The sequence below is a fragment of the Halorussus ruber genome, from assembly GCF_004765785.1.
GTDB lineage: Archaea > Halobacteriota > Halobacteria > Halobacteriales > Haladaptataceae > Halorussus > Halorussus ruber.
Genome location: NZ_SBIT01000008.1, coordinates 81,968 through 105,852, shown reverse-complemented (window position 1 = coordinate 105,852; position 23,885 = coordinate 81,968). Strand labels below are relative to the sequence as shown.

The window sequence follows — 23,885 nt, the reverse complement described above, 5'->3', positions numbered from 1 at the left end:
ATGGGGTGGAAGGTAGACTGTGGTTTGAATCTCTCGGAATCGGATTTCCGGTGACGGGGATAGAAAAGTTCAGAACGTGGTTGACCCTTCGCTCCTTTCTATTGCCTCATCGAGAGATTCGAATTCGTCTAGTTCTCCGATGTTTATTTGAATAGCACCCGCTTCTGGACCCGGAGGTAATTCCTGTTCACCTCCGTCAGTAGCGACTACGTTTTCGGTTTCACTTCTTCCAAAGGAGTCCGAGTTCTCATAGATGTGTTGTAAAAACCTGATTAGTTCAGCATTTTCGGTTACCTCTTCTCCGATCTTCCTTTTCAGGAACCGTTTGATTATACTCTTTGAAGAGTTGTATCCATTCATGGACTTGTGTTCAAGGTTCAAAGTAGGCTTCTTTGCCCCTGTGTTTATATCATCCACAAAATTTTCGGTTGAATAATAAAATGGCTTTAAGAAATTACTGGCGAAGCTATAATTAGTGAACATCCGGGTCTCTGAGTCTAACTGAAAAATCTCTCCCGTTCCCGGACTGGTGACCTTAAACTTGGGTAGTTCGTGGAGAATCATAAATTGGTTCATTTGAATTTTCCATTTCTTATTTTTGTTTTCACGAGCGTTTTTAGGAGTGAACTTTGACTGGGAAATCATCGCCCTCTTTTCAACTAAAGTATTATCTTCGTAGAAGTTGGCCATAAATAGAAGGTCGGCAAACTCCGCACGCGGGCTATCATTGATATACGGCCAACAAAAAGTAACTTCCGGTGTGCTATGCATCTTCTTTACTTTTGTACTAATCTCCTGAGAGCCATCGTGTTCTGAAATATTGTCAAAAGCGTCAATTGTGTCGCGGATGAATTGAACCTCACCATCATCAGTTGTATACTCGAAATTCGACTGCTCTTCTAAGGCTTCTTCAACTTGATCTACCAATTCATCGTTAATGTCCATGCTCGAATAAATAATCTGTCGAGATAATAAATGCTTCCTACCAACACATCATATTCAACAACAGATACACCAGTCGCTCTTCGAACGTAGTTCCACAGAAAAAGCGCGTTCACCCGCCTCGCGGCGGCTTGAAGACGCGTTTACAGTCGCGTAAGATTCGTCGCGCGCGGACCCTTGTCCGCCTGCTCGATCTCGAACTCTACCTCAGTTCCCTCTTCGAGGTCCGGGCCGCCGATGTCTTCCATGTGGAAGAACACGTCTTCGTCCGCGTCCTCAGTATCGATGAAACCGTAGCCGCCAGTGTCGTTGAAGAAGTCAACAGTTCCTTCTGCCATTGCAATTAGACGGATGCACGTTTCACGGATAAGTATTCCGATGTTCGTATAGAAAATATGGTCTTATTTGGACAAATATATTCAGAACTCCGGAGAATATCGGATGAGTGTGACCGTACAGTCAGTTCGTCTCCAAATCACGCCTGATTCCGCGGTTTCGTGGCAAGTTCTGTCCGTATCGGCAATTTGGGCGGGATACTAAGAGGAGGGATTTAGATCACGTCGTCTAAGATCGGACGAACTTTTCGGTGTATTAACCGTGAACGCTCAACAACATCCCGGTCTGTCGGAAGGTAGAATCTTACCCATCCATTGTTAGACACGGCTTTTGTATTTGTATCTTCATCTGATCCCTTGATGAACTTCACGTTCCCATGGTCAATGAAGCTCCCGACAAGATCAGATTCTCTTAGGTTTGTCTCAAAATCACCAGTATTGAAGGTAGTACTTTCTAACATTCGACCCGTTCGGAGAATTGAGCGAACAGGTTCTGTATATTCTTCAGGATCATCATCAGATTCTATCCCATTAACAACCACCTTGCTTACCTCATCCTTATCAAAGTAATAGTTTCGGAGTACAGAGTGAGGGATAGTTATATCGCTCTCTATTTCGGGGATTTCACCTAAGAGAAGTCTCAATGCATTCCCCGGTCCAACATTTTTAGCAGATTCGTAGATAAATCGCCCATCAGGAAGCAAAATAAAGTGCATTGTATCTCGACTCTGAACATGATGTTCTAAGTCGTTCCCGTCCTCATCTAATCTCGTATTTTTCTCTAGCGTCTCTATCACACAGTCGAAGTAAAAGAACTCCTGTGTATCATCATCTCCGTCCTCATAGTAAGGGTCTCTGAAGCCTTTACGGAGAGACTCTCCATCCCTTTCCTCTTGAATTGGAAAAGAAGAGTCTGCAATTTCATCGCGCTCGTCAAATTCTTGTAGAGAGGGTATCTCCTCCGGGTTTTTCACCACTCCAATTTTAAATCGTGTCATCAACAGCCAGTTGTCAAGGGAAGGCAATAAAGGTAAGTAGACCAGAGCGGAAGTAAAATCGCTTAGAGAAACCCTACCAATTATGGAAACACTACCAGAATTAGGATAGCTTATAAGCTAGCGCCACAAAACAACGGCCAACTGTGACGAACGCGCAGGTCACCCTGATTCAGATCGACAACTACGGACCGTGGACCGTGACGCCCGAACCCCGCCGGGAAGTGGACCTTCAGACCCTCCAGTCGAGGCTGTACGCCGACCTCTCGCAACTTATCGGCAACCGCGAGGGCTACGTCTTCTTCACGCGGTTCGACAACATGATTGCGGTCACGAACGGGATGGACGAGGCCGACCACGCCATGATACAGGAGTCGGTGAGCAACCGCTACCCCGTGACCGTCAGCTTCGGCGTCGGCGTGGACCCGAGTCCCGTCGAGGCGCTCTCGGCCGCGACCGACCACATCCAAGACGCCGGGAGCGCCCAAGAGGCCGACCGGACCGAAATCCTGCGGGGCACGACGCTCGACCCCGACGAGCGCACCGACGACGACGTGCAAATCGCGCACTTCGACGTGAACGACGCCACCGGGAAGTACACCGACCAGCTCAACGCCTTCGACTCGTTCATCCACATCGAGCAGGGCTACGCCGAACTGATGCGGTACTTCCGCCGCGCGCACGACGGCCTGTCCTTTTTCGTCGGAGGAGACAACGTCATCGCGGTCTGCCCCGACTTGGACGAGGAGGCGTATCAGGACGCCATCCGGCACGTGCAGGACACCGTCGAGGTCGAACTGAAGGTCGGCGTCGGACAGGCCGCGAACCCCCAGACCGCGGGAATGGCGGCCAAGCACGCCCTCGAAGAGTGCCGCGAGGACGGCGACCGCGTCGTCATCGACTAGCCGTCTGAGAATAATCTTCAGTCACTTTTAGAACTGTTTTCTATTTCCCTGAGATATAGATAAGTTTCTCAAACATCAGTTTTTGTTTCTTCAGATGGTCGTCGGGGCGCAGTTAGAACCGGACCGTGGTTTCGAGAGCCTCGCGCTTGGAACCGCAGAAGCAGATGGAACTGCGCTCGCCCTTCCAGTCCACTAAGGGGTGTTTGACCCGCCGAGCGAAGCAGAGGAAAGTCGATTCCTCGCCTCTCCCGAGAAGCGTAACATCCCAAAGGTTTAATGAAACGGAACTACGTTACATCTAGTATGGGAGAAGACACGGAAGCCCGCGAGCCTGACGAACAGGCGCACGACGACCAGTCCGAGGAGAGTCCGCCGACAGACGAGGAGCTACGGACCAGCGGTCACATCGAGCGCACAATCCTGCACCACATGGCGGGCGAGGGCGACCGCTACGCGCCGACGACCGTCAGCGGCGTCTTGGACGACATCGCGGCGGTCATCGAGCGCGGCGGCTACGCCAACGTCGGCCCGAAGGGTGCGGCCAGCGCGACGGTCCGGAAGTCCACGATTCGGCGGACGTTCACGCAACTCGACGAGAAGGGCCTCGTCCGGCGCGTCGAGGAGCTATCCGAGTCCCAGCTCGGCGAACCCCGATTCGCGCTCGGCGAGCGCGAGGCCGACGGCGACCCGGCGGGCCCGACGGCCTACGAGCGAGTCACCGACGATGCGCGAGTCACCGACTGGATTCTGACCGACGAGGGTCGCCGCGAGGTCGAGCGACTCGACGCCCGCTACGCCGAGGAGTTGGACGAACTCGCCGCCCGGTACGGTCGCAAGCGGGGCGAGACGACCGCCCGAGTCGATGGCTGACGACGCCGACGACTGCCGGTTTTTCTCACGCTAACGACAGTTCGGCGCGAGACCGCCGACGCTTCCCGCCAGAATCCAGTCAACTGTTAACGTATGCCCGTCACGGGCTTAAGCTTGCCGGGGATACTTTTTAGAGAACCTATGGCAATCTTTCGCACATGGAAGGCGAAGTGAGCGTTCGGGACGTGATGTCCCGAGAGTACGTCGGCGTTAGCGAATCTGATACGGTTCTCGGGGCGGTCAAACTCATGGACGAGGACGGCGTCGGGTGCGTCGTCGTCCTCCGGGGGAGCGAACCGGTCGGCATCATGACCGAGTCGGACGTCCTCTCGCTCCTCGCCGAGGAGCGCGACCCGGCCGAGACCGAGGTCTCGGCGGTGATGTCCGACCCCGTGGTCTCGGTGGACGCCGACCAGAAGCTCTCGGACGCCGCCGGAACCATGTCCCGCGAGGACATCCGGCGACTCCTCGTGACCAACGGCGACGAACTCGCGGGGGTCCTCTCGGAGCGCGACGTGATTTCGGCCTCGGCGTCGCTGTCGAGCGTCCCCTCGCTCGGGACTGAAGCGCCCGACGAGGTCGGCGGCGGCGGTATCGTCGCCGACGAGCGCATGGCGGGCGAACCCTCCTCGGGCGACCCCGGCGAGACCTTCGCGGACAACGGCGAGCAGTCCCAGTACTCCGACCGGAGCATCTGCGAGGCCTGCGGCACCCTGAGCCGCGAACTCGCTAACGTCAACGGACAACTCATCTGCGCCGACTGCCGAGAGGTGTAGCGCGAGGCCGACGAGAATCGGGCAGGAATTCCGACCGCCGAGACAGAGCGTCCGGCAGACCTGACGGCCGTTTGGCTGGTATCTTCTCGTTCTGAGGTACGAAAAAGCACAAGACACAAATAGGTCGGGCTTGCGAGATACGACATATGGTAGGTTGTGACAATCAGACATGCGAGGTGATAACTCGTGCCACCTAGCACCGGGCTGGCAAACGCCATCGTGACTGGCCTCGTCACGGGGAGCATCGTCGCGCTCGGCGCTATCGGGCTGGCGCTGGTGTACAACATCGCCGAAGTCCCGAACTTCGCCCACGGCGAACTCCTCATGCTCGGGGCGTACATGGCGCTGCTCGTCAACAAACCGGCGACCGTGCCGGTGTTCGAGTTGCTGACTCAGGCGCAGGCCGCCCGCGAACTCACGGCGGTCGGCTTCGCAGTCCTGTTCCTCCTCGCGGCCGGGTCGGCGCTCGCCGCGGTGTACTTACTCGGCGGAATGCCCGCCTTGAAGGGGTCGTGGTGGCCCGGCGACCCCAGTTCGGCGCTCGCGCTCGGGGTCCACCTCGCGGTGGCCGCGGTGCTGGGCGTCCTCGTGGTCGTCGGCTTCCCGTCGATTTGGACCGGACTGTTGCTCTCGGCGCTGATGCTGGCGTGGATTGCCCCCTTCCTCGAAAAGGTCATCTTCCAGAAGTTCCGCGCGAAGGACGCGTCGCTGGCGACGATGCTCATCGTCACGCTGGGCCTGTCGTTCGTCCTCCGGTTCGGGACCCAAGCGTTCTACGGCGGGCAGGTCCGGACCTACGTCGTCCCGCAGGTCGGCAGCGTCTTCGGCTACGACGTTGGCCTGTCGGCCGCGAAGTTCTTCGACCTCTACGTCACCGGAAGCGGCATCACGATGCACGTCATCGACACCGGGCCGAACCCCGACCAGGCGATGTTCACCGCGACGTACTCGTGGCTGGCGGCGCTCGCCCTGCTCGCGGCAACCGTCGGGGTCGCGTTCGCGGCCTACCGCTGGCGGAGCGGCGGCGCGGAAGGGTACGGCACCGGCCACACCGTCGGCCCGAAACTCACCGCGGCCCTCGCCGGAATCGTGACGTTCGTCGCGCTGCTGTTCGCGCTCTCGGGCGGCGGGACGGTGCCCGACTCGTCGGCGTTCTCGACTCGCATCCGCCTCTCGCTGATGCGGGCCTCGGTCGTCGTCATCGCGGTCGTGATGATGGGCCTGCTCCACTTCCTGCTTCAGGAGACCAAACTCGGGAAGGCGATGCGGGCCTCCAGCGACAACATCGACCTCGCCAAGATTACCGGCATCAACACCGACCGCGTGATGATGGCGACGTGGATTATCGCCGGGGCGTTCGCCGCTGTCGGCGGCGTGATGCTCGGCGTGCTGTTCGCGCAACTGACGGTCAACATGGGATTCTTCCTCCTGCTCCCGATGTTCGCCGGGGTCATCCTCGGCGGCCTCCAGTCGGTCTACGGCGCGATTCTCGGGAGCTACATCGTCGGCCTCTCGATGGACGTCGGCATCTACGCGATTCCGGACATCGGGTCGGTCTACCGCATTCCCATCGCGTTCGCCATCCTGTTCGTCGTGTTGCTAGTCAAGCCGGAGGGAATCACCGGAGGATAACACAATGGCACTATCATCAAGCCTCGTCTCGCTCGGCATCATCGTGGGTATCTACGCGATACTCGCGCTCGGACTGAACATCAAGTTCGGCTACACCGGCTTACTCGACATCGGGCACGTGGCGTTCTACCTGACGGGGGCGTACGTGACTGCGCTGCTGGTCCTTCCACCCGCCAGCGAGCAGGCGTTCACCACGTACATCCTCGGGTGGAACTGGCCGTGGCTCCCGGCCATCGCTGTCGGGACGCTGGTCGCCGGACTCCTCGGCATGCTGGTCGCGCTCCCGGCGATACGCCTCAGGGAGGACTACCTGGCAATCGCGGTCCTCGGGATTTCGGTCATCCTCAAGCGCATCGTCCAGTCGGAAGGCTGGCTGGCGAACGGCCCCGGGTCGCTCCGCGGGTTCAGCCAACCCTTCCGCGACTTCTTCCCGCTCCCCGGCGACACGGTCCAGACCGCCGCGCTGCTGGGATTCGTCGTCCTCGTCCTCTGGACGGTGGCGACCTACGTCCTCGCGCAGGTCGGGACCGAGCGCGGGTCGGAACTCGCGGCAGACGGCGGTGAGCGAACCGACGGTTCGGGAGCCTCAACGGAGCCTCGCTCCGACGGTGGCGTCACCCGCGACCGAACCATCTCGGGCACGCCCGGTATCGGCGGCTGGGTCGTCGACGCCCTGCTCGCGCTGACGACCCTCGGCGTCGGCTACGTCGCGGCCCGCCGGTCGCGGATGGAGACCGGCGAGACCGAACAGCGCGTCCTGCTGGGCGCTGGCGCGGTGTTCGGCCTCGCGGCCGGTGCTGTCGCGTGGCAGTCCTTCGAGTGGTGGTCGCCCTTCGGCGTGAGCCTCGACTGGCTGTTCGGCCTCGTCGTCTTCGCCGCGGTCACCGCGGGATTCTACGGCGCGAACCGACGCTACGCGCCGCTCGCCGGTGCGATTACGGCGACCGCCGCCTTCGGGGCCGCGCTGGTCATGGGCGACTCGCCGATGGTCGCGTTCGTCTTCCTGTCGGCGCTGTCGCTGTTCACGTGGGTGTTCGGCGCTGTCGCGGTCGCCCGCCGGTACAGCGACCTCTCGGGCCGGGACTTCGCCACCGCGCTCGGCCTCGCAGTCGTGTTCGTGGCGTGTTTCGCGCCGCTCATCGTCCTCGGCGGCGGGTCGGGCGACGTGATGAGCAGCGTCGGCCTGTTCGTGACGATGGGACTGCTCGTAGCCTTCCTCTACGGCGTCTACTACGTCGGGTCGAACTGGAGCCGGTTCGGCTCGGGCGTGGAGTTCGTCCGCATCGTCGGCGTCGGCGCGATTTGGCTGTTCGTCATCCGGTACTTCGTGATGGCGAACATCGTGCCCTTCCAGCGCAACGGCTTCGGCGCGGTCGTGGACAACACCATCCAGAACCTGCTGTGGCTGATGAAGTTCCAGGCCGGGACCGCGCTGTTCGACTACTCGCGGTTCCTGCTGGTGCTGACGCTGGCGTCGCTGGCGATGCTGTACTACCTCTCGGAGATTACGGTCGAATCGCCGTTCGGCCGGGTGCTGAAGGCCATCCGCGAGGACGAGGACGTGGCGACCTCGCTCGGCAAGAACACCTTCGCGTACAAGGTCCAGAGCATGATGCTCGGGTCGGCGCTTGCCGGATTCGCTGGCGGCCTGACCGCCATCTACTTCCAGAGCCTGGTCCACACGATGTTCGCGCCGCGAATCACGTTCATCGCCTTCCTCGCGCTCATCATCGGCGGAACCGCCAACAACAAGGGGATGATTCTGGGTTCGACCATCTACTGGTCCTTCCAGAAGGCGACCGCCGACATCAAGGCGTTCTTCCCGACCGCAGCCGGGAGTTCGATTTCGGCGCTCAGGTTGGCGTTCATCGGGGCGCTCCTCATCGTCATCCTCTACTACCGCCCCGAAGGGCTGTGGGGCGAGAAGCGAACCCTCGCGGAGGTGTCAGAGGAATGAGTGAAACAGTCGAAGCAGACGAACAGACGCACGGGACCGGCGAAGCCATCCTCGAAGTCGAGGGCCTGCGCAAGACCTTCGGCGGGATTACGGCTGTCGACGGCGCGACCTTCGAGGTCGAGGAGGGGACCGTCACGGGTCTCATCGGGCCGAACGGGGCCGGGAAGACCACGACGTTCAACCTCATCAGCGGGTTCTACGAGCCTGACGGCGGGGAGGTTCGCTATCGGAATCAGGACCTACAGGACATCATGCGCCCGAGCGACACCGAGCAGGGCATCTGGATGAGCGCGTCCGGGATGACCTTCGGCGGAATCGGTCTGGCGGCCGCGGCCTCAGCGGGGGTCTCGACGCTCGGCCTCGGCGGCGCGGCGCTGGTCGGGGCGGGCCTCGGCGCGGGCGTCTATCAGGCCGAGGAGAAGGTCAAAAACGACGTTCTGGAAGTCAGGAACAAGCGTCCCTTCCGCGTCTCGCAGGAGGGGTTGTCTCGGACTTTCCAGTTGACCCGCGAGTTGCAGGGACTGACCGTGCTGGAGAACCTGATGCTCGCGCCGCAGGACCAGCGCGGCGAGAGCCTGACGAACGCGTGGTTCCGCCGCGGCGCGGTCGAAGACGAGGAGAACGAGGTCCGCCAGCGCGCGGTCGAGATGCTGGAGTTCCTCGAACTCGACCACCTCACCAACGAGTACGCGGGCAACCTCTCTGGCGGCCAGCGGAAGTTGCTCGAACTGGGTCGCGTGCTGATGACCGACCCGGACCTCATCCTGCTGGACGAGCCGGTCGCCGGGGTCAACCCCGCGCTGACCGACAAGCTGCTCCAGCGCATCGAGAACCTGCGCGAGCAGGGCTACACGTTCTGCATCGTCGAACACGACATGGAGGTCATCATGAACCTCTCGGACACGATTATCGTCATGGACCAAGGCAAGAAGCTGATGCAAGGCACGCCCGAAGAGGTACAGAACGACCAGCGAGTTGTGGACGCCTACCTGGGGGGATAATTCGTGGCGCTACTCGAAGCCCGCGACGTCGTCTCGGGGTACGGCGACGCCCAAATCCTCCACGGCGTCTCGATGGACGTGAACGACGACGAAATCGTCTGCATCATCGGGCCCAACGGGGCCGGGAAATCGACGTTCATGAAGGCCGTCTTCGGCCTCATCGACTGCTGGGAGGGGACCGTCACCTTCGACGGCGGGGACATCACCGGCCTCCGGCCGGACGAAATCACCCGCGAGGGGATGTGCTACGTCCCGCAGGTGGACAACGTCTTCCCGAACCTGACGGTGCGCGAGAACCTGGAGATGGGCGCGTACATCCTCGACTCGATGCCCGAGGACGCCCTGCAGGAGGTGTTCGACCGCTTCCCGATTCTGGAGGAGCGCCAGAACCAGAAGGCCGGGACCATGTCCGGCGGGCAACAGCAGATGCTCGCCATGGGCAGGGGACTGATGGTCGACCCGGACCTGATGCTGGTGGACGAACCCAGCGCGGGCCTCGCGCCTGACCTCGTGGACGAGGTGTTCGAGAAAATCATCGAAATCAACGAGTCGGGCACGGCCATCCTGATGGTCGAGCAGAACGCCCGGAAGGCGCTGAAGAACTCCGACCGAGGCTACGTGCTGGAGATGGGCGAGAACCGCTTCGAGGACACGGGTGACGCCCTGCTCGACAACGAGGAGGTCACGGAACTCTACCTCGGCGGCGGTGGCGGCGACACCGGCGAGACGGGCGAGGCGGCGACGGACGACTAGAACGACTTTTCCCGCGTTTTTCTCGTTTTCACGCTCTGTCTCGAAGTAATCGGATTTCTGCTTCGGCGCGCGCTGGTGCGACCTCGTGTCGCACCATCGGCGTGCGAGGGACGAGGACCGTAAGGACGAGCGAAGCGAGGACCGAGGACCGCAGGAGGTTGGGAGGCGTGAGACCTGCGCTCGGTGGGACTGTCAACCGGCAGACGCCTGACCGAAAAACCGCCGGGTGGATGAAGGGGCCGCCCGGTCGCGGGCCGACAGGCTCGTGGTCGCCTCAGCGTGGCCCTATTTCGCGCCGGGCTGTGCGGAGAGGCGCGAAATATCCCGCTGAGCGACCGCCGGAGGACAAGCCGCATCCTCCGAGGTCACCCTCGCTCCGCCCGCGTGACCGCGACCGGGCGAGGGCTTCAACGGGACATCACTACGGGAGTCCTCCTGTTCGCACTCCCAGTTACGTCAAGACAAAGTCTGCTGTTCGTACTTCCAGTTACGTCAACCCAAAACGACAGAACAAGACTTCAGAAGACGACACTAGACACTACACCGAAAGAACAGCACTCCCCAAAACCCGCGCTACTGGATGTACGAGGGGTCCTCGTGGTCGCAGTTGGCCTCGTGTTGCTTGGCGTCCTCGGCGTCGTCGAACATCATCCCGCACCCCTCGCACTTGTACCACGTCATCTCGTCGCGCTCGGTTTTGACGACCATGTTCGTTGGTACACCAGACGAAAGTAAATCGTTTGCGCCGACAGAAATCGCATCTCGACGCCAGTCGTACCTCCTGCCCTCGCGCGTGGTTCTGCGCGCGAGGGTTTCGGAAGCCGTCCGAGAAAAATCCGCAGCGAGAACCGGCTCAGGCGCTCTTCTTCTCGGGGTTCTCGCCCTGCGGGTGGTAGTCCCAGAAGCCGCCCTTCCGCATTCCCGCGCCGACCGCCTTGTGGAAGTCCACGATGGTCTCGAACTCGTCGCCCTCGACGTACTCGAAGATGTCGCCGACGCTGACGACGCGCTGGTGGTTGATGCGAATCGGCTCGTCGGCGTGCTCCTCGACGAACTCCTGCTTCTTCAGCGGGAAGTCTTCCTCGTCGTCGAGTTTCTTGGCGAGAATCGCCATGCCGTACTTGCGTCCGCCTTCGCTCCCTTCTTCGCCGTCGGGGTCGTGCGGCCAGTCCATGTGTGGAGGGTTGTGTGGGTGGAGGAAAAGGATTTCTCTCTTGGTTTGTCTAAAGTTGAAAACGCTACCGCGAGATAACGGACAGACTACTTGGTTAGGCCCAATTAAATGTAGATACTCACAGGTACTTGTAAAGGACCAGCTATTAGACCAATGTGGGACCTATTTCTCTAGGTACTCCTCATTAGTGATATTCCCTCTAATTACGATTTTGTCATCCTCTCCGTCTTCGCCGTCGATTTTTTCCACGCTTGAGGATACAGACGAGGGATACTTTATGGTGATTTCCCGACCATTCCTTTGAACCGTGAGTTTAGTTTTCTTTGGTAAATCGTCTGCATCAATTTCCAACTGTTGCAATCGGCTATCTTCTTTAAACTTTTCAACTACCTCTTGTTGATCAATGTTTCCATCAGAGTTCTTTTCCAAAGCAGTTCCAATACTTTGAGGAGTGAGTTCTCCTCCAGTCTCCGCTTCAGAAATGATTTCGGTGAAGTCGCTCTGATCAAATTCTCTATCCACAGATTCCTTAACCAGACCTTCAGCCTTCGTAAGAGCAGTTCGTGCCTGCTCAAGACTAGACTGTTGTAGAGTTGAGCACTGAAGGAACTCTACGAAGTAGTCCGAGTCACTTGACTGGTAGATTTTGATATCACCCTCTTTCGAATGTGGCGGTATTTCTTCTCCGGGGTAGATAGCGGCCTTTTGAATTTGACTTGGGGAGGGATATGCCCTGTTCTGGGGAATAACATCCATCCCGTCTTCAGATTGGAACAAACGAACAGCATCTTCTGTATCTAGTTTCAGTAGGATGAGTGTCTCTAATGGCGCATTCGGGATGTTTCCCCCACTCAGGGTTGCTTGTGCTGCTAGAAGACTTCCCTCACTAGCACTCCCAGTTATTTTTCCGTTTAAGTCTTCTGCCCATCCTACAAGAGTAGTACGGAATTCTTCGTCATCAGTAGTATTACGTGCTTTTTCTAATTTGTTTTTGAATTCTGATTCCGACCCGTATGAACCATGAGTCACCTTTGTGATGTCCCCTTTCATCACAATGTCCTCAATATAATACCTGAAATGGTTAAGGACTTCTTCTGAATCTTCGATAGAGGTTTCTTCTTTTATTGTACCTGCTGTTTCACCACCGACTGGACCATACGCTAGCCGATGAACATCAATATCAACCGTTCTGGCTCGCTCAGAACTCATATATGAACCTAATAAATGCAATCTATTAATAATATCGATATTGAATAGAACCATTGCTAGTACTCTATTTTCTCGTTCAAACCGCTCATTTATGTAAGAATTCTCTACCACAAGTTCGCCGGAAAAGACGGTGAGAGGTCGCTGAAACGACCAAGCCCTCCGGGCACGACCGGGCGGCCCCTTTCGTCCACCCAAACCGCGGTTTGGGCAGTCAAGCGTCTGCTGGTGGTTGGTCAATTGAGCGCCTACTGATGGAAGTTCCACAGACTCTTCCCGACAGATGAATCACCGGAAAATCCTCGATAGAAAGCACCACCGAGCGAATCCCGGTGGATTGCTCAGTCGTCGGTGTCGGCGGTTTCGCGCTCCGCGCGACTCGCGCCGTCGCCCAGCAGGTCCTCGCGGTGTTCGTCCAGTAGCGGGGCGCGCTCGCCCGGTTCGGGCGGCGTCTCGCTGAGTTTGATGGGCGACCCGGCGATGGTGACCTCCTCGTCCGCGCCGGGTTGCTCGACGTCCACCAGCATGTCCCGAGCGTGGACGTGGGGGTCCTCGAACACGTCGCTCACGTCTTGGACCGGCGCGCAGGGCACCGAGCCTTCCAGCAGGTCGCAAATCTCCTCGGCGGCGTGTTCGGCGGTCCAGTCGCCGATTTCGTCGCGCAGGAGTTCCCGGTGGTCGAGTCGGTCGGCGGTCGCGGGGTACTCCGCGGCGAGGTCCGGCCGGTCCATCGCCTCGCAGAGGGCCTGCCAGTGGTTGTCGCCGAACGCGGCGATGACGACGTGCCCGTCGGCGGCCTCGAAGGCGTTGTAGGGGAACAGCGTCGGGTGGGAGTTGCCTCGCCGAGTCGGGACCTCGCCCGTGTAGGAGTGCTGGTAGACCGACCGCTCGGTCATCGAAATCATGGCGTCGTACATCGCGGTATCGACGTACTGGCCCTCGCCGGTCCGGTCGCGGTGGTGGAGCGCCGCCAGAATGCCCACCGCGTTCAGCGTCGCGGTGAAGAGGTCGCCGATGCCCGGCCCGACCTTGGTCGGCGGGCCGTCTTCTTGCCCGGTAATCTCCATCACGCCGCCGAGGGCCTGCGCGATGAGGTCGAAGGAGGGCTGGCCCTGTCGGTCGGTCTCGCCGGTGCGCGGGTCGCCGAAGCCCCGAATCGAGGCGTAGATTAACTCGGGGTTGCGCTCGCGGAGCGTCTCGTACTCCAGTCCGAACTTCTCCATCGTGCCCGCGCGGAAGTTCTCCACGACGACGTCGGCCTCCTCGACCAGTTCGAGGAAGTCCTCGCGGTCCGCCTCGCCGGTCAGGTCCATCTCCAGACTTCGTTTCCCCCGGTTGACGCTCTGGAAGTAGCCGCCGTAGGCTTCCTCCTCGACGCTGTCCCCGTCGCTCCCATCGCCAGCGTCGCTCTCGCTGCCACCGTCTTTCCCGTCACCTTCGCCGCCCGCGTCGCCGACGAACGGCGGATTGGGACGGATGAGGTCGCCGCCGGGGCGTTCGATTTTCACTACGTCGGCACCCAAATCCGAGAGGAGCATGGTGCAGTACGGTCCTGCGAGAACCTGCGTCAGGTCGAGAACGCGGACGTCGTCCAGCGCTTGCATCGTTACGCTCGTCGGCCACCCGGACCAAAAACCTTCGCAATAAATAATTACCTTTGTCAACAAGGGACACGTACACCCTCAAATGACCTTAAAGGGATTTAATCATGAACAATGATTATCTTTAAGTATTGTTCATGGAAGTATTGAGTGCGATGTCTGCTACAGTCATCCTCGGCGTTATCGGGTCCGACGCGCACGCCGTCGGCATCACGATACTCGAACAGGCGCTTTCGACCGCTGGCTTCGAGGTCGTCAATCTCGGCGTCCAGTCCAGCCAGCAGGAGTTCATCAGCGCGGCGCAAGCACACGAGGGTGACGCCGTACTCGTCTCCTCGCTGTACGGCCACGCAGAGCAGGACTGCCGGGGCTTCCACGAGGCCATCGAGGAGGCCGACATCGACCCAATCACCTACATCGGCGGCAACCTCGCGGTCGGTCAGGACGACTTCGAGGAGACCCGCGACTGCTTCCGCGAGATGGGCTTCGACCGCGTCTTCGACTCCGAGACGAAGCCGACGGAAGCTATCGCCGCCCTCAAGGCGGACATGAACATCGCCGAATCCGAAGCCGAACGAGCGAGGCTCACGACCTGAGGTAGCTGTTTTCCAGTATGTTACGCGATAGAAGACTATCCGGAGAGGACCTCTCACGCATCGACGAACGAATACGAAGCGACTGGTCGGTCGAGGACATCGACTTCGAGGAGGCCATCGCCTACCACGAGTCGCTTCCCGCGAGCAAGGAGTTCGCCAGCGTCCTCGAAGACGCCGACCGCCCGCTCCTCCAACCCCGCGCAGGCGTCCCTCGACTGGACGACCAAATCGCGCTCTTGGGCCACCTCGAAGACGCGGGCCGGGCCGACCTGCTCCCGACGACCATCGACTCGTACACCCGCGACAACGAGTACGAGAAGGCCCAGCAGGGCCTCGAAGAGGCACGCGAGAGCGGCGAAGACACCCTGAACGGCTTCCCCGCAGTCAACCACGGCGTCGAGGGATGCCGGGAACTCATCGAGGCGTTGGACACGCCCATCGAGGTGCGCCACGGCACGCCCGACGCCAGACTGCTGGCGGCGGTCACCTTCGCGGGCGGCTTCCAGAGCTTCGAGGGCGGCCCCGTCTCGTACAACATTCCCTACACGAAGGGCCACGACCTCGCGGAAACCATCGAACACTGGCAGTACGTGGACCGCCTCGCCGGGGCCTACACCGAGCGCGGCGTCACCATCAACCGCGAACCGTTCGGCCCCCTCACGGGGACGCTGGTCCCGCCCGCCATCGCCATCGCGGTCGGACTGGTCGAGGGGATGCTCGCCGCCACGCAGGGCGTCCGGAGTATCACGCTCGGCTACGGGCAGGTCGGCAACCTCGTGCAGGACATCGCGGCACTCCGCGCGCTCAAGTCGCTCGGCGAGGAGTACCTCCCGAACGAGGCCACCGTCACGACCGTCTTCCACGAGTGGATGGGCGGGTTCCCGCCGGACGAGGCCCGCGCCAACGGCGTCATCGCGCTCGGCGCAGCCACCGCGGCCATCGCGGAGCCGGACAAAGTCATCACGAAATCCCCGCAGGAGTTCGGCGGCGTCCCGACCAAGGAGGCCAACGCCGCGGGCCTGCGGACCACCAAGCAACTCATCGACATGATGCGCGAGCAGGATATCAACTTGGACGGCGTCGAACGCGAACGCGAGTTCATCGAGGAATCGACGCGCTCGCTGATGGACACTATCCTCCAACTCGGCGACGAGGACGTGGCCCGAGGCGTGGTCGAGGCCTTCGACACGGGGAAAATCGACGTGCCCTTCGCGCCGAGCGACAGCGCCGAGAGCGCGGTCCTCCCGGCCCGCGACGACGACGGGCGGGTCCGCATCCTCCAGTTCGGAAACCTCGCGCTCGACCCGGACCTCAAAGACGTTCACACCGACCGACTCGACAGGAGAGCGAGGGCGGAGAACCGCGACCGGTCCTTCCAGATGGTCGCCGACGACGTGGACGCCATCAGCGAGGGGCGACTCATCGGCCGACCGGGAGGTGAGGGCGCGTGACGACGATAAAGCGCGTCCGGGCGGTCCCCGGCGTCTCCGGGTTCTTCTTCGACGACCAGCGCGCCATCAAGCAGGGCGCGGAACACGACGGATTCGGCTACGAGGGCGACCCGGTAACGCCCGGTTTCGACCGCGTCCGGCAGGCGGGCGAGGCCATCAGCGTCCTGCTGGAACTCGAAGACGGCACGGTGGCGACCGGCGACTGCGCCGCGGTCCAGTACTCCGGCGCTGGCGGCCGGGACCCCCTCTTCCGGGCCGAGGAGTTCGTCCCGGTCGTGGAGGGCACCGTCGCCGACGAGTTGGAGGGGCGGTCCGCCGAGGAGTTCGGAGAGAACGCCGCGCTCGCCGAGGAAATCGAACCGGCGTCCGGCGGGAGACTCCACACCGCGGTCAGGTACGGGGTCTCGCAGGCGCTCCTCGACGCGGCGGCGACCGCCCGCCGGGAGACCAAGACCGAGGTCTTGGCCGACGCGCTCGGGACCGACCCGGCGGACGAACCGATTCCGGTGTTCGGCCAGTCGGGCGACGCCCGCCGGGAGAACGCCGAGAAGATGCTGCTGAAGCGCGTGCCCGTCCTGCCCCACGGCCTGTTCAACAGCGTCGAGAAGGTCGGCGAGGAGGGCGAGCGACTGGTCGAGTACCTCGACTGGCTCTCGGCGCGCGCAGACGACTTCGACTACTCGCCGCGGTTTCACGTGGACGTCTACGGCATCCTCGGCGAGGTCTTCGGCCCGCCCTACGACCGGGCGGAACTCGCCGACTACTTCGCCGACCTCCGGGCGGCCGCCGACCCCTACCCGCTTCAAGTCGAGGGGCCGATGGACGAGGGCGGTCGGGGCGACCAGATTCACGCTATGACCGAACTCCGCGACGGACTCGCGGATGCTGGCGTCGGCGTGGACATCGTGGCCGACGAGTGGTGCAACACGCTGGACGACGTTCGCGCCTTCACCGACGCCGGAGCGGCCGACGTGGTGCAGGTCAAGACGCCCGACCTCGGCGGCGTCCAGCGAAGCGGCGAGGCGGTCCGGTACTGCGAGGGCACCGACACTCGCGCCTATCTCGGCGGGACCTGCAACGAGACCGCCGAGTCGGCCCGGAACTGCGCCCACGTCGCGCTGGCGACCGACGCCGGACAGGTGCTGGCCAAGCCCGGCATGGGCTTCGACGAGGGGTACATGATAGTGACAAACGAGATGCGCCGGGCGCTCGCTCGTCGGGGGTCGTGGCCCCCGGCGTCGGTCGGCGAACCGGCGGACGAGGAGGCGATTGCAGATGACTGACTGGACAGATTCCGAGACGTTCTCGGCGGCGCTGGACCGGGCAGCAACCAAGGAGAAGGGCAACTGCTTCGAGGACTTCGCCGAGGGCGAGACCATCGAGCACTCGCCCGGACTCGAACTCTCCCGACACGGGTCGGAACTCTGGGCCGGGCAGACGCTCAACTACGACCCGGTCTACTGGCGGCCCTCGGTCGCCGAGGAGCGCGGGTTCGAGGCGGTCCCGGTCCATCCCGACTACCTGCTGGCCTGCGTGATGGGCGCGACCGTTGAGGACCTGAGCGAGAAGGGCGGCTACTTCCTCGGCCGCGACGGCCTGCGATACCATCGGGCAGGGGTCGAGCCGGGGACCGAACTCCGCGTGGAGTCGGTGGTCGAGAGCAAGGCCGAGTCGAGTTCCCGCCCGGCGTTCGGCATCGTGACGTGGGAGACCACGGGCTACGACGCCGAGACGGGCGAGCGACTCCTCTCGTACACCCGGACGAACATGATTCCGCGCCGGGAACCGCTCGCCACCGACGGGAAGGGCAAAACCGCCGAGAACGCGGACAAAACCGCCGAGGAGTCCGGCGAGTCGTCCGACGCCGCGGCGTCGGACGACGACCTCCCCGAGGAACTCCTCGCGCCGGAAGGAGGCTACTTCGAGGACTTCCGCGAGGCTCTCGACCGCGCCGAAGAGCGCGGCGGAGACGCCGCGGTGGCCTACCAACACGAGCGCGGCCGGACCATCGACGACACGATGGTCGCGCAACTGCCACTTGCGACGCTCAACACCGCGAAACAGCACCATAACGCCGACGCGATGGCCGACTCGCCCTCGGGCGAAATCGTTGCTTACGGCGACGTAACGCGCTCCATCGCGCTGGGTCACGCTCGTTCCGACGAGCGGACCGTCCGCGAGGTGTCCTGCGACGACGAGCGATTCCACGACTTCGTGACCGTCGGCGACACGATTTACGGCTTCACGCGGGTCGAGGAGGTCCGAGAGGAAGACCGCGACGACGCTGGCGAGGTCACCTTCGAACACGTGGCGTTCAACCAGCGCGACGAACCGGTCTACTCCGGCACCCGAACCGCACTCGTCCAGAAGCGCAACTGACCATCCGCAAGCGAAACTGAACAAGACATTCAGACTCACCCATGACGAACCCACGACTCTGCCGAACGTTCCAGACCGCGCCCGCTGGCGTCCCCCGCGACGACAGCGCGAAGTACCTCCGCTCGGGCCTCACGGCCGAGGGCTGGCAGGCACCCGACTGGCTGGTGCCGGACCTCGAAGACGGCACCGCGCCCGACCAGAAGGAGGAGGCCCTCCAGAACGTCCGAGACCTCCTGCCCGAATACGCGCCGGAGTTCGCGGGCGAAATCTGGCCGCGCGTCGAGTGGGCCTACGACGACGAGGCGACCCGCGAGCGTGGCCGCGACCAGATAGCGACCCTCGCCGAATCGGTCGGCGAGCATCTCGACGGCGTGGTCGTGCCGAAGGTCGGCCGCCGCGAGGACGTGGAGAACGCCGAGGCCGCGGTCGAGGCCGCCTGCCGCGAGGCGGGCCACGAAATCGAGCTGGCCGTCATCGTGGAGACCGCCCGCGCTCGCTCTGATTTGAAGGAAATCGCCCGCTTCGGCGGTGAGAGCCGACTCGCCGCGCTCGTGTTCGGCCCGGTGGACTACGCCGCCGAACTGGGCGCGCGCGACGTCGGCGGCAGTCCGAACTGGCCGGGCCTCTACGAGGCGATGTCGAACGAGGCCAGCGCGAACGGCCTGCTGTCCATCGGCGGTCCCTTCGACAAGCTGTTCAAGGAGCGCGCTGGCGTCACGTTCTACAACGGCGACGAGTACGCCGAGTACGCCGAGCGCGAGGCCCGCGTCGGCCTCGACGGCAGTTGGGCGCTCCACCCCAACCAGACCGAACAAGCCAACCGCATCCACCTGCCGAGCGAGGAGGAACTTCGGGAGGCCGTCCGGAAAATCGAGGCGTTCACCGAAGCCAAAGACGAGGGCACCGGCGCGGTGTCCATCGACGGCCAGATGGTGGACGAAGCGACGTTCAAGAACTTCGAGAACACGGTCGAGACGGTCCGGGCGGTCCACGACGCCCGCGAGACCCAGACCCGAGAGTTCTACGACGACGACCTGCTGGAGCGCGCGCTGGCGGCTGAATAGGGCGGGCGTAGGAATTGTAATTCTATCTTCTCGACAACCCTGCATTTGTTAAAGACATATTTTTATTTCTCTAGGAATTGTTTAGGTTGCTTTAGATAGAACCGTCCGGCGCGCGCTGGCGCGGCTTCATGCCGCGCCATCGTCGCGCGAGGTCTTCGGCTTCGCCGAAGGCTCGGAGGACGCGGTTTGTCCTCCGGTGGATGAGTAGCGCAGGCCGCAGGCCGAGCAACGCAGTCGGTTGGGGAGGGTGTGGCCCGCGGTTGCGGTGCTGTGCGGTAACTCCTCGGCTTCGGGAGTAGCTAGCTTCCTCTCGGCTTCGGGAGTAGCTAGCTTCCTCTCGGCTTCGGGAGTAGCTAGCTTCCTCTCGGCTTCGGGAGTAGCTAGCTTCCTCTCGGCTTTCGGGAAGTCGATAGCGCCGACAACACCACCCAAAACCATCGATTAACCCGAACAAACCACCGACTCACCGTTTCACGAGCGTCAGAATTACGGTGGGATTGGGATTTGAACCCAGAGCCAGACGGTCCGGGCGTGTGGCCCTCCGGGCCATTCCGGGCATGCGACTGGCAGGGGTTAAAATCCCAATCCGAACCCGCTTTCCTCCTCACGGGTTGCGAGTAGACAAGCTACTCGCAGGTTGTTCGTCGGAAAAGACGGTGGGATTGGGATTTGAACCCAAGAGGCTTGACGCCACCTGCTTTCAAGGCAGGCGCAATAGGCCGCTCTGCCATCCCACCGCGCACCCGACAGTACCGACTCCGGCGTCTAAGAACTGTCGGTCTACTCCCGAATTAGCTCCGGCCCCTCTACGCCCTCCTCGACGCGAAGGCCCCACTCGCGGAACAGCGTCGTGGTGTGTTCGGGGACGACGCGCCCGGCCTTGGCGCGGGCGTTGAGGACCGAGACCAGCGAACAGAGGTCCTCCTCGGTCTCGATGCAGGTCTTTGCGGGGAGGAACCCGACCTCGTGGCCCGCGTCGATGGCCCGGTCGGTCAGCGTCTCGATTGCGGGTGTGGTGTAGGCGTCCTCGAAGTCGATTGGCTCGGTGAACCCGGCGTAGTGGACCCGACCGCGCTCGCTCGGGCCGAGGACGACCTCCCTGCGCCGGAGTTTCATCGCGGCGCTGTCGATTTCTTGGCGGGTGAGGAGGGGCGCGGTGCCGGGCACCACCGCCACCGAGTTCACTTCCTCCTCGCCCAGCAGGTGCGAGACGGTGTTGCCCGCGCGGGCCGAGAACGTCGAGCCGACTTGCACCTCGAATCGGGCCTCGTCGGTCGAATCGAGCGCGTCGGCCGCCAACGCGCGGACCTCGGCCTCGGCGGACTGCTCGCCGACGAACTCCTCGGCGAGGAGGTCGTCCGGCCGATAGTTGACCAGCAGGTCACCGCCGCTCCGGTGGGCGGCGACGAGCGTGTCCTTGAGCGTCGCGGCGTAGAGGTCGGCCGCCTCCGATTCGGAGAGGGGCGACGATGCGACGAGTTCGGGAAACGCCAGCCCCGGCCGCGGCGGGTCGGCGAAGACCGCGATGTGTGTCATACCACCTCCTCGGCGGGCGCGAACCTTGAAGGTTTTAATCTAGCCTTCCGCGTGGTGGGTTCGAGTAAGCTATCAGAACTGACCCAGAGAATCCGAGGAATCACGGGAGAGTCGTAGTCTCGAAAGCCCTCGCGCGGTTCGCGGTCGCTCAGCGACATATCGGCGCGCGCAGAACTGCGCGCGCCGATAGCGGTCGGCTGAGACGACCACGGGCCTCCGGCCCGCGAACCCCGCTCGCCCTTTCAGTCCGCCAGGGTTGCTATCTGTCCCACCAAGCGACGCGGGTGGTTGGTCACACTTATCTGGGCACCTTCCCAATGCGCTGGCATGAACTGGTCGAAACCCCTCACCGCGCTGTCGGTCGCGCTCGTGGCGTTCGTCGCGGCCGGTGGCCTCGTCGGTCTCGTACAGGTCGCGCTCGGAAACGTCGCCGCGCTCGCGGTCGTCGGCCTGATGATTGTGGTCGTCCTCGCGCTGAGCAAGTCCGGAACCGGGCCGAATCGCTGGCTCTCGACGCCCTACTGGGGCTGAGCTTTCCGAGAAGAGTTAGCGACTCCGACCGGCCTCTTTTTCACCGACTCCGCCGCCCTTTCGTCTGCCGATAATCCCCGGCCATCAGCGACTGGAAGTGATCCACGAACGCCTCGCGGTCGGCCTCCGACTGCGCTTGGGGGTCGCGCATCGGCACGATTTCGAAGCCCCGACCCCGAATCGTCGTGGCGTGGTCCTCGCTCGCGTCGAACTCCTCGGCCGAGGCCGTGGTGTACTCGGTGGCGATTTCGGTCAGCGCGCGCTGGCCGACCGGCACCAGAATCTCGGGGTTTATCATCCGAATCTCGGCGTTCAGGTAGGGCTCGCAGGTCCGAATCTCCTCGTCGGTCGGCGGGCGCTCCGGGTCTCGACACCGGGTGAGATACGTCAGAAACGCGTTCTCCAACTCGGGGTCGTCGGCGCTCGGCAGGGAGTTGTTCAGGCCGAGATAGCCCAGAATATTCTGGAGGGCCTCCCCGCGTTCCCCGGTAAAGGGCACGCCCGTCCGGTCGGCCTCCTCGTCGGGCATCTCGCCGACGAAGAGGAAGTCCGCCCCCACGTCGCCGTACCCGTGGACGACCTGCTGGCGAGTCTCACAGAGTTCCGGGCAGTTCTCGCACTCGGCGTCCATCCCGAACGGGTTGGCGCGAGTCTGCTGGTTCGCGTCCATCGTCGGGACTGTGGGGTCCGCGAGGTAAAAACCGGTCGGAGCGACTCGCTCAGGCGTACTCTTCGCCCTCGATTTCCATCGCGTGTCGGAGATACGGTTCGGTTCGCCCGAAGTGATAGCCCGGCGAGACGGTCTCGGCGTCCCGGTCGTAGGAGATAAGCGCCAAATCGGCCAGTTTCGGCAGGTGGACGTTCAGCAGCGAGACGTACGCCTCCTCGCGGTCTGCCGAACTTCGGTCGGCGATGCCGTCGGCGAGCGCGTCCACCGAGAACGTTCCGCCCTCCAGCACCGCCCCGAGGACGTACCGGCGTCGGGCGTCGGCCAGCGCGTCGAAGCAGTCGCTGACCGAGGGTTCGGCGACGGCGTCGGCCGCGCTTCCGGTACACTCGACCACCGTGTCGAACAGCGAGGCGACTTCCCGGACGACCGCGGGATTGTGGTCCTCGGGCGTCAGACAGACGTAACCGACCGCGTCCCGGGCGTCGAGTTCCCGGACGAGTTCGCCGAGGAGGTCGGCGGTCTCCTCGGTACCGAGTTCGTCGAGGAGCGACGACACCGCGTCGAAGTAGACGACGGTCCGGCCCTCGGTGGGCCACGCGTCGAGATACCCGAGGACGGCGTCGCAGATGGCGTCGGTGTCGGTCGGGTCGGCGACGCCCTGCACGATGTCGTTGTGCGCCACGGGCGGCGCGGCCTGACCGGACCGACCGGGAGAATCGGACGACCCGGCGGAACCTGACCGACCGGCGGACTCGCCGGGGCCGGACGGACTGGCGGGACTCGACCCGCCCGCGGACCTGCCGGACCCCGACCGAGACGACGCGGCCGACCGCATTCGCTCGCCGACGCTAATCATGCCGATGTTCCGGGGGCGACGCCCGGTCTGACTCGTCCACGCTTCCAGAAAGCCCTCCGTGCCGTCGTCGGTGACCGCGAGCGCGTCGGTGGGTCGCTCGGGGGCGACCGCGTCGAACAGGAGGTCGAGCGTCGATACGTCCGTCGGTCGTCGGCGTAGGACGAGCGTGTGAGGGTCGCCGTCTACGCACGTTCGAATCAGTTTCGTGTTTTGCACACCACTCACCTCGTCAGTCTGTGTCGGAAACGGACTCGTCGACGATGCGAACCCGGCCGTCGCTTCGCACGAGGACTTCGAGGCCGCAGACGCGGAAGGTGGTCTGGGCTTTGCCCTCGCGGTCGGCGAACAGCGCGTTGAGCGCGTCCGGGTCGATTCTGTCGGCGAGCGGGATGACCGTGTTGGTCGGGTCCACGTCCGCGACCTCCGCAATCGCTCTGATGACGGTGTCGCTGACGGTTCCCGGCCCGTCGGGGTCGTACTTCGCTCGATAGACCCCCGGCCGGTCCGGCGACTCGGTTAGTCCGGACTCGTCGCCGGTGTCGTTTCCCATGTTAGTTTTAGACACGTTCTGACCCTGTGTATGGTTGCATACAATAGCGTAATAAAATTACCGGCAAAACGGCACAGTTCAGCCGCTCGCGGGAACTCCTCTTCC

At 62.4% G+C, this 23,885-nt stretch carries 24 protein-coding genes and 1 tRNA gene; 13 read left to right on the top strand and 12 right to left on the bottom strand.

Going from position 1 to position 23,885, the window contains the following annotated elements:
* Positions 1-69: 69 nt before the first annotated feature.
* The 3 genes from EPL01_RS13535 to EPL01_RS13525 form a co-directional block, all read right to left on the bottom strand.
* Positions 70-945 (bottom strand): hypothetical protein, encoded by an 876-nt coding sequence (locus tag EPL01_RS13535; protein ID WP_135825807.1) that lies wholly within the window; start codon positions 943-945, stop codon positions 70-72.
* A 140-nt stretch (positions 946-1,085) separates the two neighbouring features.
* On the bottom strand, positions 1,086-1,280 hold the full coding sequence (locus tag EPL01_RS13530) for a cold-shock protein (RefSeq protein ID WP_135825806.1): 195 nt from the start codon (positions 1,278-1,280) through the stop codon (positions 1,086-1,088).
* 212 nt (positions 1,281-1,492) lie between these two features.
* Positions 1,493-2,275: a hypothetical protein gene (locus tag EPL01_RS13525; RefSeq protein WP_135825805.1), complete on the bottom strand. Its 783-nt coding sequence runs from the start codon at positions 2,273-2,275 to the stop codon at positions 1,493-1,495.
* Positions 2,276-2,418: 143 nt separating this feature from the next.
* On the opposite strand from EPL01_RS13525, the gene EPL01_RS13520 reads away from it, so the two are divergent.
* The 7 genes from EPL01_RS13520 (at position 2,419) to EPL01_RS13490 (ending at position 10,166) form a co-directional block, all read left to right on the top strand.
* On the top strand, positions 2,419-3,177 hold the full coding sequence (locus EPL01_RS13520) for a GTP cyclohydrolase IIa (protein ID WP_135825804.1): 759 nt from the start codon (positions 2,419-2,421) through the stop codon (positions 3,175-3,177).
* 303 nt (positions 3,178-3,480) lie between these two features.
* Complete coding sequence (locus tag EPL01_RS13515) at positions 3,481-4,047, top strand: hypothetical protein (RefSeq protein WP_135825803.1); 567 nt, start codon at positions 3,481-3,483, stop codon at positions 4,045-4,047.
* A gap of 158 nt (positions 4,048-4,205) precedes the next feature.
* Positions 4,206-4,823, top strand: a complete 618-nt coding sequence (locus tag EPL01_RS13510; protein WP_135825802.1) for a CBS domain-containing protein — start codon at positions 4,206-4,208, stop codon at positions 4,821-4,823.
* A 186-nt stretch (positions 4,824-5,009) separates the two neighbouring features.
* Positions 5,010-6,455 carry a branched-chain amino acid ABC transporter permease gene (locus EPL01_RS13505; protein ID WP_135825801.1) on the top strand — a complete coding sequence of 482 codons (1,446 nt, stop codon included), beginning with the start codon at positions 5,010-5,012 and terminating at the stop codon, positions 6,453-6,455.
* 4 nt (positions 6,456-6,459) lie between these two features.
* Complete coding sequence (locus EPL01_RS13500) at positions 6,460-8,412, top strand: branched-chain amino acid ABC transporter permease (protein WP_135825800.1); 1,953 nt, start codon at positions 6,460-6,462, stop codon at positions 8,410-8,412.
* Positions 8,409-9,413: an ABC transporter ATP-binding protein gene (locus tag EPL01_RS13495; RefSeq protein WP_135825799.1), complete on the top strand. Its 1,005-nt coding sequence runs from the start codon at positions 8,409-8,411 to the stop codon at positions 9,411-9,413. The genes EPL01_RS13500 and EPL01_RS13495 overlap by 4 nt, the downstream gene beginning before the upstream one ends.
* Before the next feature lie 3 nt (positions 9,414-9,416).
* The gene (locus EPL01_RS13490; RefSeq protein ID WP_246045700.1) at positions 9,417-10,166 is read left to right on the top strand and encodes an ABC transporter ATP-binding protein; all 750 of its coding nucleotides are present in this window, start codon (positions 9,417-9,419) and stop codon (positions 10,164-10,166) included.
* A 573-nt stretch (positions 10,167-10,739) separates the two neighbouring features.
* Here EPL01_RS13490 and EPL01_RS22500 read toward each other — a convergent pair.
* From EPL01_RS22500 to EPL01_RS13475, 4 genes are all read right to left on the bottom strand, one after another.
* Positions 10,740-10,874: a DUF7128 family protein gene (locus EPL01_RS22500; protein ID WP_256567997.1), complete on the bottom strand. Its 135-nt coding sequence runs from the start codon at positions 10,872-10,874 to the stop codon at positions 10,740-10,742.
* 145 nt (positions 10,875-11,019) lie between these two features.
* Complete coding sequence (locus tag EPL01_RS13485; RefSeq protein WP_135825798.1) at positions 11,020-11,340, bottom strand: DUF5785 family protein; 321 nt, start codon at positions 11,338-11,340, stop codon at positions 11,020-11,022.
* Between the two features lie 162 nt (positions 11,341-11,502).
* Positions 11,503-12,813, bottom strand: coding sequence for a hypothetical protein (locus EPL01_RS13480; protein ID WP_168215913.1), 1,311 nt, complete (start codon positions 12,811-12,813; stop codon positions 11,503-11,505).
* A 74-nt stretch (positions 12,814-12,887) separates the two neighbouring features.
* Positions 12,888-14,150, bottom strand: coding sequence for a CoA transferase (locus tag EPL01_RS13475; protein ID WP_135825796.1), 1,263 nt, complete (start codon positions 14,148-14,150; stop codon positions 12,888-12,890).
* 152 nt (positions 14,151-14,302) lie between these two features.
* Between EPL01_RS13475 and glmS the strand changes: the two genes are divergently transcribed.
* Genes glmS through citE form a run of 5 tightly spaced genes read left to right on the top strand, consistent with a single transcriptional unit; the run spans position 14,303 to position 19,637 of the window.
* The gene (gene glmS, locus EPL01_RS13470; protein ID WP_135826033.1) at positions 14,303-14,743 is read left to right on the top strand and encodes a methylaspartate mutase subunit S; all 441 of its coding nucleotides are present in this window, start codon (positions 14,303-14,305) and stop codon (positions 14,741-14,743) included.
* 17 nt (positions 14,744-14,760) lie between these two features.
* Positions 14,761-16,194, top strand: a complete 1,434-nt coding sequence (locus EPL01_RS13465; RefSeq protein ID WP_135825795.1) for a methylaspartate mutase subunit E — start codon at positions 14,761-14,763, stop codon at positions 16,192-16,194.
* Positions 16,191-17,477 carry a methylaspartate ammonia-lyase gene (locus EPL01_RS13460; RefSeq protein WP_135825794.1) on the top strand — a complete coding sequence of 429 codons (1,287 nt, stop codon included), beginning with the start codon at positions 16,191-16,193 and terminating at the stop codon, positions 17,475-17,477. The genes EPL01_RS13465 and EPL01_RS13460 overlap by 4 nt, the downstream gene beginning before the upstream one ends.
* Entirely contained in the window at positions 17,470-18,573 is a 1,104-nt protein-coding gene (gene mch, locus EPL01_RS13455) for a 2-methylfumaryl-CoA hydratase (protein WP_135825793.1), read from the top strand. The genes EPL01_RS13460 and mch overlap by 8 nt, the downstream gene beginning before the upstream one ends.
* Before the next feature lie 41 nt (positions 18,574-18,614).
* Positions 18,615-19,637 carry an L-malyl-CoA/beta-methylmalyl-CoA lyase gene (gene citE / locus EPL01_RS13450; RefSeq protein ID WP_135825792.1) on the top strand — a complete coding sequence of 341 codons (1,023 nt, stop codon included), beginning with the start codon at positions 18,615-18,617 and terminating at the stop codon, positions 19,635-19,637.
* Positions 19,638-20,291: 654 nt separating this feature from the next.
* Here the strand turns inward: citE and EPL01_RS13445 are convergent.
* Positions 20,292-20,374 (bottom strand) — tRNA-Ser (locus tag EPL01_RS13445).
* 43 nt (positions 20,375-20,417) lie between these two features.
* A complete protein-coding gene (locus tag EPL01_RS13440; RefSeq protein ID WP_135825791.1) occupies positions 20,418-21,173 on the bottom strand; it encodes a TIGR04282 family arsenosugar biosynthesis glycosyltransferase in 756 nt (251 codons plus the stop codon).
* Positions 21,174-21,500: 327 nt separating this feature from the next.
* On the opposite strand from EPL01_RS13440, the gene EPL01_RS13435 reads away from it, so the two are divergent.
* Positions 21,501-21,704: a hypothetical protein gene (locus EPL01_RS13435; RefSeq protein WP_135825790.1), complete on the top strand. Its 204-nt coding sequence runs from the start codon at positions 21,501-21,503 to the stop codon at positions 21,702-21,704.
* Positions 21,705-21,744: 40 nt separating this feature from the next.
* On the opposite strand, the gene EPL01_RS13430 is transcribed toward EPL01_RS13435, so the two are convergent.
* The 3 genes from EPL01_RS13430 to EPL01_RS13420 are packed head-to-tail and all read right to left on the bottom strand — an operon-like array spanning position 21,745 to position 23,780.
* Positions 21,745-22,374 (bottom strand): uracil-DNA glycosylase, encoded by a 630-nt coding sequence (locus EPL01_RS13430; protein ID WP_135825789.1) that lies wholly within the window; start codon positions 22,372-22,374, stop codon positions 21,745-21,747.
* Positions 22,375-22,423: 49 nt separating this feature from the next.
* Entirely contained in the window at positions 22,424-23,446 is a 1,023-nt protein-coding gene (locus EPL01_RS13425; protein WP_135825788.1) for a DUF7504 family protein, read from the bottom strand.
* 13 nt (positions 23,447-23,459) lie between these two features.
* Complete coding sequence (locus EPL01_RS13420; protein ID WP_135825787.1) at positions 23,460-23,780, bottom strand: HalOD1 output domain-containing protein; 321 nt, start codon at positions 23,778-23,780, stop codon at positions 23,460-23,462.
* Positions 23,781-23,885: the final 105 nt, after the last annotated feature.

Excerpts from the sequence above, each read along its gene's own strand:
- EPL01_RS13535 (WP_135825807.1), bottom strand. The coding sequence starts at position 945 with ATGGACATTAACGATGAATTGGTAGATCAAGTTGAAGAAGCCTTAGAA.
- EPL01_RS13530 (WP_135825806.1), bottom strand. The coding sequence starts at position 1,280 with ATGGCAGAAGGAACTGTTGACTTCTTCAACGACACTGGCGGCTACGGT.
- EPL01_RS13525 (WP_135825805.1), bottom strand. The coding sequence starts at position 2,275 with ATGACACGATTTAAAATTGGAGTGGTGAAAAACCCGGAGGAGATACCC.
- EPL01_RS13515 (WP_135825803.1), top strand. The coding sequence starts at position 3,481 with ATGGGAGAAGACACGGAAGCCCGCGAGCCTGACGAACAGGCGCACGAC.
- EPL01_RS13510 (WP_135825802.1), top strand. The coding sequence starts at position 4,206 with ATGGAAGGCGAAGTGAGCGTTCGGGACGTGATGTCCCGAGAGTACGTC.
- EPL01_RS13500 (WP_135825800.1), top strand. The coding sequence starts at position 6,460 with ATGGCACTATCATCAAGCCTCGTCTCGCTCGGCATCATCGTGGGTATC.
- EPL01_RS13495 (WP_135825799.1), top strand. The coding sequence starts at position 8,409 with ATGAGTGAAACAGTCGAAGCAGACGAACAGACGCACGGGACCGGCGAA.
- EPL01_RS22500 (WP_256567997.1), bottom strand. The coding sequence starts at position 10,874 with ATGGTCGTCAAAACCGAGCGCGACGAGATGACGTGGTACAAGTGCGAG.
- EPL01_RS13485 (WP_135825798.1), bottom strand. The coding sequence starts at position 11,340 with ATGGACTGGCCGCACGACCCCGACGGCGAAGAAGGGAGCGAAGGCGGA.
- EPL01_RS13475 (WP_135825796.1), bottom strand. The coding sequence starts at position 14,150 with ATGCAAGCGCTGGACGACGTCCGCGTTCTCGACCTGACGCAGGTTCTC.
- glmS (WP_135826033.1), top strand. The coding sequence starts at position 14,303 with ATGTCTGCTACAGTCATCCTCGGCGTTATCGGGTCCGACGCGCACGCC.
- EPL01_RS13465 (WP_135825795.1), top strand. The coding sequence starts at position 14,761 with ATGTTACGCGATAGAAGACTATCCGGAGAGGACCTCTCACGCATCGAC.
- mch (WP_135825793.1), top strand. The coding sequence starts at position 17,470 with ATGACTGACTGGACAGATTCCGAGACGTTCTCGGCGGCGCTGGACCGG.
- citE (WP_135825792.1), top strand. The coding sequence starts at position 18,615 with ATGACGAACCCACGACTCTGCCGAACGTTCCAGACCGCGCCCGCTGGC.
- EPL01_RS13440 (WP_135825791.1), bottom strand. The coding sequence starts at position 21,173 with ATGACACACATCGCGGTCTTCGCCGACCCGCCGCGGCCGGGGCTGGCG.
- EPL01_RS13435 (WP_135825790.1), top strand. The coding sequence starts at position 21,501 with ATGAACTGGTCGAAACCCCTCACCGCGCTGTCGGTCGCGCTCGTGGCG.
- EPL01_RS13430 (WP_135825789.1), bottom strand. The coding sequence starts at position 22,374 with ATGGACGCGAACCAGCAGACTCGCGCCAACCCGTTCGGGATGGACGCC.
- EPL01_RS13420 (WP_135825787.1), bottom strand. The coding sequence starts at position 23,780 with ATGGGAAACGACACCGGCGACGAGTCCGGACTAACCGAGTCGCCGGAC.